Genomic DNA, 6,783 nt, shown 5'->3' on the forward strand with positions numbered 1-6,783 from the left:
GCCAAGAATACCCGCTATCAGCCCTGTGGCACCGGAAGTCGCCCGCCAGAAATCACTGCCCGGACCGTACTCTTTGTCCGCGTTGATGTAACGGCTGTCGTTCTTCACGGCAGCGTTCAGCTCCGCCTCTGTGGCCTGAGGATTTTGCTGGTGCAGTTCCTCTTTTAACGCGGCGTTCTGACCGGCGGCCTTCTCCTCCACGCATTCGCCGTTCACGGCTCAGATTCGCCACACCCTGCTTCTGATTAGCCTGGTGATGGTGCCATTGGTGACAGCGCTGAGCGTGTTGGTGTCATTAACCGTAATGTTACCCCAGTGGATAAAAGAGGCAGGATTCAGCCCCTCCACGCCGTCCAGTGCGATGAACAACGCCTTACAGTGCGGGTTCGGCCGGACGTAGTGCAGGTAACACTGTACCCATCACAGCGCCCGCTCACCCAGGGGATTCAAAGGAGGCCTATTTGGCACACGACTGTGTATACAGTCGGTAACGTGCCTCCCGGGCACGAAAAATATAATGCACAGTTTCATTAAATTGTAATGAATTGCACTAATGTGACGTAATATCTTTCCCTATTGCACTAAATTGCATTCTGTTGCACTAATTCCACCGGGGGTCGGGACTGTGCCCTGACCTGTTTGATCCTACCCGCGAATAGTGGACGCGTGACTAAGTGAGTAAACTCTTAACCAGAGGTGACTCATGACAAAACCAGCTTCAACAAACAAGAAGCCCCGCAAACAGCACTCGCCTGAATTCCGCAACGAAACCCTGAAGCTTGCGGAACGTATCGGTGTTGCTGCCGCTGCACGGGAACTCAGCCTGTACGAATCTCAGCTCTACGCCTGGCGCAGTAAGGTTAACAATGCCCGCAACTCTTCCGGACGTGAGCAGGAAATGTCCGTTGAAATTGCCCGTCTTAAGCGCCAGTTGGCGGAACAGGCAGAGGAGCGGGCTATTCTCCAAAAGGCCGCGACATACTTCGCGAAGCGCCTGAAATGAAGTATGTCTTCATCGGAAATCATCGGGCTGAGTTCAGTGTCAAAGCCATGTGCCGGGTACTGCGGGTCGCCCGCAGCGGCTGGTATGCGTGGCGTCTGCGTCGTCAGCAGATAACACTACGTCAGCAGTTCCGTATGGTCTGTGATACTGCTGTCCGTAAGGCATTCACTGAGGCAAAACAGCGTTATGGTGCGCCTCGTCTCGCTGACGAACTGCCTGAGTACAACGTCAAAACCATTGCCGCCAGCCTGCGACGTCAGGGACTTCGTGCAAAGGCTGCCCGGAAGTTCAGCCCGGTCAGCTACCGTGAACATGGCCTGCCCGTGTCAGAGAACCTGCTGAAACAGGATTTTTACGCGAGTGGTCCGAATCAGAAGTGGGCAGGAGACATCACGTATCTTCGCACCGACGAGGGCTGGCTGTACCTCCCGGTGGTGATTGACCTGTAGTCGCGTGCCGTTATCGGCTGGTCGATGTCGCCGCGAATGACGGCACAACTGGCGTGTGATGCATTGCAGATGGCACTGTGGCGGCGTAAGCGCCCGGAAAATGTCATCGTGCATACGGACCGCGGCGGGCAATACTGCCCAGCAGACTATCAGGCCCTGCTGAAACGACATAAACTGCGCGGAAGTATGAGTGCAAAGGGTTGTTGTTACGACAATACCTGTGCAGAAAGCTTCTTCCACTCGCTGAAGGTAGAATGTATCCACGGGGAGCGTTTTATCAGCCGGGAAATCATGCGAACGACGGTGTTTAATTATACCGAGTGTGATTACAATCGGTGGCGTCGCCACAGTACCTGTGGTGGGCTCAGCCCGGAACAATTTGAAAACCAGAACCTCGCTTAGGGTCGTGTCCACATTATGTGGGTAAGATCAGTGCACCAGGTACAGGCACCGGAGCAGGAACTGCCAGCGCATTATTCTCAACGACTATTATTTCCTATGACGCTCATGCAATTTATTTTTCAACCATATTCCAGTACCTAATACTACTCCTGCAATGCTACCTTTTTTTAATGCGATATATAATGCATCTTCCCATGCAAAAAGGAATACTCCATCATTGAAGTAGAAAATTGTTGACACTGCTAGTTGGCATATAAAAAGAACGACAGAGATTAAAACAGTACAGTACACAACTAAAAAAAGAAGCCAAAGGATACCAACCTTGCTGAAGAAATTCATTGCTTCTTCTCCCGCTTATCTAACTCATCTTTTATAGCTTTTGCTGTAACTTCAGAAGCAGTAGAACCTGTAACTGCACCAATGACATCCTTTGTCACTTGATTCGTTACCGGAGACAACGAATCAACAACTTTTCCTCCTAAACTGCCAGCCACACTACCAAAACCATTACTTATCACAGAGTTAGTCGGATCTTCACCTTTAATAGCACTTCCTATAGCCGCTCCCCCCATATTTATGGCAGCAGAAGCCTTCCAGCTTTGCCCGGTTGTAGCAGCGGCAGTGGCGCCAGCCATTATTGCGTCAACATAACTAAATGGATCAGGTCCATTTAGTTGAGCACTGACGTTAACGGCAGTACCTATAGCAGCATTGGTCATCATGCTTTCTTTTATAGTGCTGCCTAATACACCACCACCTAATGTTGCCAACGGAGCATTCCCTATGCTCGCATTAGATTCATGGTAGCCCCAGGTATTTATAATGCCCTGAGCCTGATTCAGAACTGAATCGCCACGGATAACCTAGACACTTCTGAGTCGTTGATAATATAGGTTATCATATTCAGCCGGTGGCATCTGCTCGCTCGAGCCATGCCGACGCCTACTGTTATAAAACATTTCTATGTAATCAAAAATAAACCTGTGGCGATTCAATCTGAAAAATTAGTACCATCAACATTATCTTTCGCTACAACCTTAAGGCTAGCATCAACGATTTTACTTAATTGCTATGCCACAGCCGAATCCAAAATTTGTGTCACCGTAGCCACAATGATCTCCAGACTCTGCTTCGTTTCGGTATCCAGGTTAACCTTTGCAGCGACTCAGTGCCAAACGAAGACCCGCGCCGATATCGGTTGGGGAACTGCCTGCTGTAAGTACCACATAATCAGATTCATTGATCCTGTTACCACTCCATGCCTCTAGCTTTTCATGGAATGAAGGCCGGATTGTGATTACATCATTTACCAGATGGATGCCCGCTTTTTTCATATTTTTAAATAATGCACGTTTTGTTCTATAACCATACTTCTCCATCAGAGTAGCTATCCAAGCTGCATATTGCTCTTTACCTTTTTCAAGATCGAAAAAAGCCACTCGATCCTCCAAAACGTCTAGTGTACGGCTGTCAGACAATGCCTGTAGGATCTCCTCCCCTAGGCTTTTATTATCTACATCAGGCAGTAATAAATGTGGTGGAAACAATGGATCTCTGCCTGTCATTCCTAATCCTGAATAAGTTTCAACACTCAAAAAATCTGGTGTAGAAAATATATTCGACCAGTAATCTTGATCTTTATTAAAAGCCATTATTTCACCTGAGTTACTGTCACTTTGACGCCCTGAGATTTACCATACTCAATAGCCCTATTGATTTCTACCCACTGTGTTTTAGTTGTGTCAACAGGAACAGCGAGCTGTATATTTCTATTAGAGATCATTGATGGAGTTAATTCTCGCCCAGAGAGCGCATATTCTTTAAACTTAGCCGCAGCATCAATGTTTCCTTTTATTGAATTGTAAACCTGATTCGGATGAGTCAGTTTCGCTAGAGTCTGCGTATCCATTGATTTTACACTGGTAGCACCATCGTAGTAATCAAAGGTTTTGAAATTCTGAGGCAAACGGGAATCAGCGGGAAGATATTTCGCAACATAATCTTCCCACGGCATGCCTTGTTTCATATTGCCCTGGCCCCATTGCATACCGATCTGTGATGCTTTGACCGTCGCAGTTGCCGAATTGCGGCTCATGAATGATATAGCCGCTTTTGTTACATCCTTCGCCAGTAACCCACCCGAAAGTAGCATGGCCTGATTTTCCGGGTCTGAGGTAAATACCGCAAACTTCGCCCAGGTCGGGCTGTTTTCATCAATGTTCGCAAGATCCTGACTATTCCACTGCTGGACATAGGCTTTAGATTCGTCACTGGTCATCACGTCTGCGCCAATGCTGCCAAGCCAGCTTGGGCGACTTGCCATATCCGACCCACCCTGAGCAACTTCTTTATCCCAAACCTGTGCTCCAACCGGATCGTCTTCCAGCTTCTTAATAGTTTCCGCGCTTTGCTTATCGCTGACCTGATTCCATTTATCAATAACTTCCTGGCGGTCACCACCGGATTTGCGACAATCTGACAGCTCTTTATCAAAGGTCAGTTCCTGATTACTGCTCAGATAGTTATTTTCAACAACAACCCGTTCCGACACGATCATTGAGAACGCAGAGGTGTTTTCCCTGGGCTGTCAGCAGGTTACAGACCATTTTTGTTAGTACGCTCCAAGGCTGGCGGCATTTTGCCCCGACGTGCGTTTCTGGCACGAAGACGCTACCGCCCCGACGTGACACAGGAGTCTGCCGCACCACCATCATATCAGTGACGCGCAGCAGAACCACCCCGAAGCGCACAGAAGCGTCTGTAAGTGGCTGATAAGGCTTTTTAACGGGATTATCCGGGAGTCGATGGGATGAGGCTGGAGAGGCCTTGCTGGCCTCAGTTCTGACTGTATTGCCCGGCTATCTTCCGGGAGGTATGAAGGACGCGCAGGATGCGCACACAGGCCTTTTCCGCCACATACACGATGATGAACGGGAAGTGAGGCACCACCAGTTTACGCTGCTTCTCTGAGCGTCCGGCTTTCACCCCGGCAAGCGGGTTTTCTGCAAGGATAGTCGCCATGCCTGCCAGACGGTCATCAGCAGCGATGGCGACCAGCGCACCTGCTTCCCGGTTCAGATACAGGAAGATGTTCTCCCTGTCGTGCTGTGCGCGTTTTTCCCATTCAACACTGATCGTCACAGCGTACCCCGCATGGCCCGTTGTTTCAGCGCGTTCATCCGGTTTTCCATTTCATCGTTGCTGATGTACTCGCCTTCGCCTGCATCATGACGGCTGAACGCCTGTGCTATCTGTTCTTCCAGCCAGCCTTCATGCTCACTGCTCTGATGCCGGCGCTCTTCGGCGGCCAGCTCTTCGGCACGCTGGCGCATCAGCTCTGTCAGGCTCATCTGCTGCCGTTCTGCCGCCTGCATTGCCAGACGTTTGGTTTCTTCGTCGATACGGAAGTGGATAGTGCTGCTCATCGTCATAACCTCACATGGTGTCAGTTGTGTTGTCATTATGATGGTTGCTCTCCGGGTTGTCATCCGGGGTTTCTGTTTCCCGCTCTGCCGGATGGGTGCTGGCATGAACCGCCTGCAACGCCCGCACCGACACCTGCGTGTATATTGCCTGATGGGATAGTGTTTAGAGTGCCTGTTATAGATGTACTCTAAAAAAATATTTTGTCTTGTGTAGTGATGATTCAGAGCAAAAAAATCCCGCCAGCGATGGGCGGGATTACATTTATCTTAGTTGCCACCGATCCATACATCTTTCACCCAAGAGGCTAAATTAGGCCACTGTTCTTCACTACCACCATCTCCAGTCCAATATCGGACACGGCCTTGTTGGTCTAGGCAATAATAACTGCCATTATCTTCACAAATTGGTAGCCATGATTCAGGCATGCCGATGCTTATTGCATCTTTCATAGCAGTTGACAACTCACCGTAAAACTCTTTATCTGCCGTAACAGATAGTAGTTCGATTGTCCCGTAATATATATTTCCGACTTCCTGAAGAAGCTTCCTGTAATCGGATGGAAAAGAAAAACCTATATCTTTTTCATATTGAGAAATAAGGGCATTATCCGGCAAAGGAATATTATTCCGTTCACCACCGGATACTACCTTTAACTCTTCAATAACCTCATTCAAGCTATTAGTCATATCGTCACCTATTTGAAACCGTAAGCTCGTTGCTTCCAATAATCAGAGCGCCACTTGTTAAAGTCTGAGCGATTTATACCAGAAGGTATACTGTTATCATTGATATGAATAACGCCATGATTATCCTTATGAAAACCTTGGGTTACTTCTGCAATAGGCCCATCTTGACTTTGCAACATATGATGCAGGTTTACTGGTTTCCCATCAGTGCCAATAGGTGCACGTCCTCCCTGCATCAACTCAAGATTTGTTTTCCCTGACTTAGGGTCAACATAACCGGGGTCAAACAAATCATTACGCTGGTAAACCTTATTACCATTTATTTCAACAGGCTCAGAAGACCAGAACTTCCTCTCCTGCCCAAAGTATTTCGCAGAACTGATATCATCGCCAAGCCCAGGCAGTATACCAACGACTGCGGCCAGATAGCCCAGCGCACTGTCAGCTTCCTTGAAGCTCTTGATATCACCGTAGACAGGAATAAAGTCGCTGCCCGCTTCCGCAAAGCCAGCCAGCAGTTCATCCCGGTGCGCATCCATCTTAGCACCGCATGCATCAGCACTGAGTCCAGCGCAGTTCTTCGTTTTAAAGTCGTCGGTGACTTTTTCAGATCATCCTGTGCTTTCTGGTATTTCTCCTGCTGGGTCATCCCCGAGGCTTTGTTCTCGGCGATATCACTCAGCGAGTTATTCTCCACAACAACTTTATCCGTTGCGAAGATGGCCGCCGCAGCAGCATTTCCCCTTTGCCGTCAGCAGCTTGCAGCCCATTTCTCCCTGTGCAGTCTGCCGCGCCGGACCCAACGCCCCGATACGCG

General features: G+C 48.9%; 8 protein-coding genes and 2 pseudogenes. 1 reads left to right on the forward strand and 9 read right to left on the reverse strand.

Going from position 1 to position 6,783, the window contains the following annotated elements; all coding sequences use genetic code 11:
• Positions 1-201, reverse strand: a pseudogene (locus ACKI5T_RS12230) (hypothetical protein); the annotation flags it as partial.
• Between the two features lie 502 nt (positions 202-703).
• On the opposite strand from ACKI5T_RS12230, the pseudogene ACKI5T_RS12235 reads away from it, so the two are divergent.
• Positions 704-1,854 (forward strand): annotated as a pseudogene (locus ACKI5T_RS12235) (IS3 family transposase).
• Positions 1,855-1,941: 87 nt separating this feature from the next.
• Here ACKI5T_RS12235 and ACKI5T_RS12240 read toward each other — a convergent pair.
• The 8 genes from ACKI5T_RS12240 to ACKI5T_RS12275 form a co-directional block, all read right to left on the reverse strand.
• Positions 1,942-2,193 carry a hypothetical protein gene (locus tag ACKI5T_RS12240; RefSeq protein ID WP_407437742.1) on the reverse strand — a complete coding sequence of 84 codons (252 nt, stop codon included), beginning with the start codon at positions 2,191-2,193 and terminating at the stop codon, positions 1,942-1,944.
• Positions 2,190-2,624, reverse strand: coding sequence for a hypothetical protein (locus ACKI5T_RS12245; RefSeq protein WP_407437744.1), 435 nt, complete (start codon positions 2,622-2,624; stop codon positions 2,190-2,192). The genes ACKI5T_RS12240 and ACKI5T_RS12245 overlap by 4 nt, the downstream gene beginning before the upstream one ends.
• 378 nt (positions 2,625-3,002) lie before the next feature.
• Entirely contained in the window at positions 3,003-3,506 is a 504-nt protein-coding gene (locus ACKI5T_RS12250) for a contact-dependent growth inhibition system immunity protein (RefSeq protein WP_407437746.1), read from the reverse strand.
• A complete protein-coding gene (locus tag ACKI5T_RS12255) occupies positions 3,506-4,411 on the reverse strand; it encodes a hypothetical protein (protein ID WP_407437747.1) in 906 nt (301 codons plus the stop codon). Before ACKI5T_RS12255 ends, ACKI5T_RS12250 begins: the two co-directional genes overlap by 1 nt.
• A 278-nt stretch (positions 4,412-4,689) precedes the next feature.
• Entirely contained in the window at positions 4,690-4,995 is a 306-nt protein-coding gene (locus ACKI5T_RS12260; RefSeq protein ID WP_407437748.1) for a type II toxin-antitoxin system RelE/ParE family toxin, read from the reverse strand.
• The gene (locus tag ACKI5T_RS12265) at positions 4,992-5,279 is read right to left on the reverse strand and encodes a damage-inducible protein J (protein ID WP_407437750.1); all 288 of its coding nucleotides are present in this window, start codon (positions 5,277-5,279) and stop codon (positions 4,992-4,994) included. The genes ACKI5T_RS12260 and ACKI5T_RS12265 overlap by 4 nt, the downstream gene beginning before the upstream one ends.
• Before the next feature lie 267 nt (positions 5,280-5,546).
• The gene (locus tag ACKI5T_RS12270; RefSeq protein WP_407437752.1) at positions 5,547-5,966 is read right to left on the reverse strand and encodes an SMI1/KNR4 family protein; all 420 of its coding nucleotides are present in this window, start codon (positions 5,964-5,966) and stop codon (positions 5,547-5,549) included.
• 8 nt (positions 5,967-5,974) lie between these two features.
• A complete protein-coding gene (locus ACKI5T_RS12275) occupies positions 5,975-6,505 on the reverse strand; it encodes an HNH/ENDO VII family nuclease (RefSeq protein ID WP_407437754.1) in 531 nt (176 codons plus the stop codon).
• Positions 6,506-6,783 lie beyond the last annotated feature (278 nt).

Source organism: Lelliottia sp., assembly GCF_045627565.1.
In the GTDB taxonomy this organism is placed as follows: Bacteria; Pseudomonadota; Gammaproteobacteria; order Enterobacterales; family Enterobacteriaceae; genus Enterobacter.

Excerpts from the sequence above, each read along its gene's own strand:
- ACKI5T_RS12240 (WP_407437742.1), bottom strand. The coding sequence starts at position 2,193 with ATGAATTTCTTCAGCAAGGTTGGTATCCTTTGGCTTCTTTTTTTAGTT.
- ACKI5T_RS12250 (WP_407437746.1), bottom strand. The coding sequence starts at position 3,506 with ATGGCTTTTAATAAAGATCAAGATTACTGGTCGAATATATTTTCTACA.
- ACKI5T_RS12255 (WP_407437747.1), bottom strand. The coding sequence starts at position 4,411 with ATGATCGTGTCGGAACGGGTTGTTGTTGAAAATAACTATCTGAGCAGT.
- ACKI5T_RS12265 (WP_407437750.1), bottom strand. The coding sequence starts at position 5,279 with ATGAGCAGCACTATCCACTTCCGTATCGACGAAGAAACCAAACGTCTG.
- ACKI5T_RS12270 (WP_407437752.1), bottom strand. The coding sequence starts at position 5,966 with ATGACTAATAGCTTGAATGAGGTTATTGAAGAGTTAAAGGTAGTATCC.
- ACKI5T_RS12275 (WP_407437754.1), bottom strand. The coding sequence starts at position 6,505 with ATGGATGCGCACCGGGATGAACTGCTGGCTGGCTTTGCGGAAGCGGGC.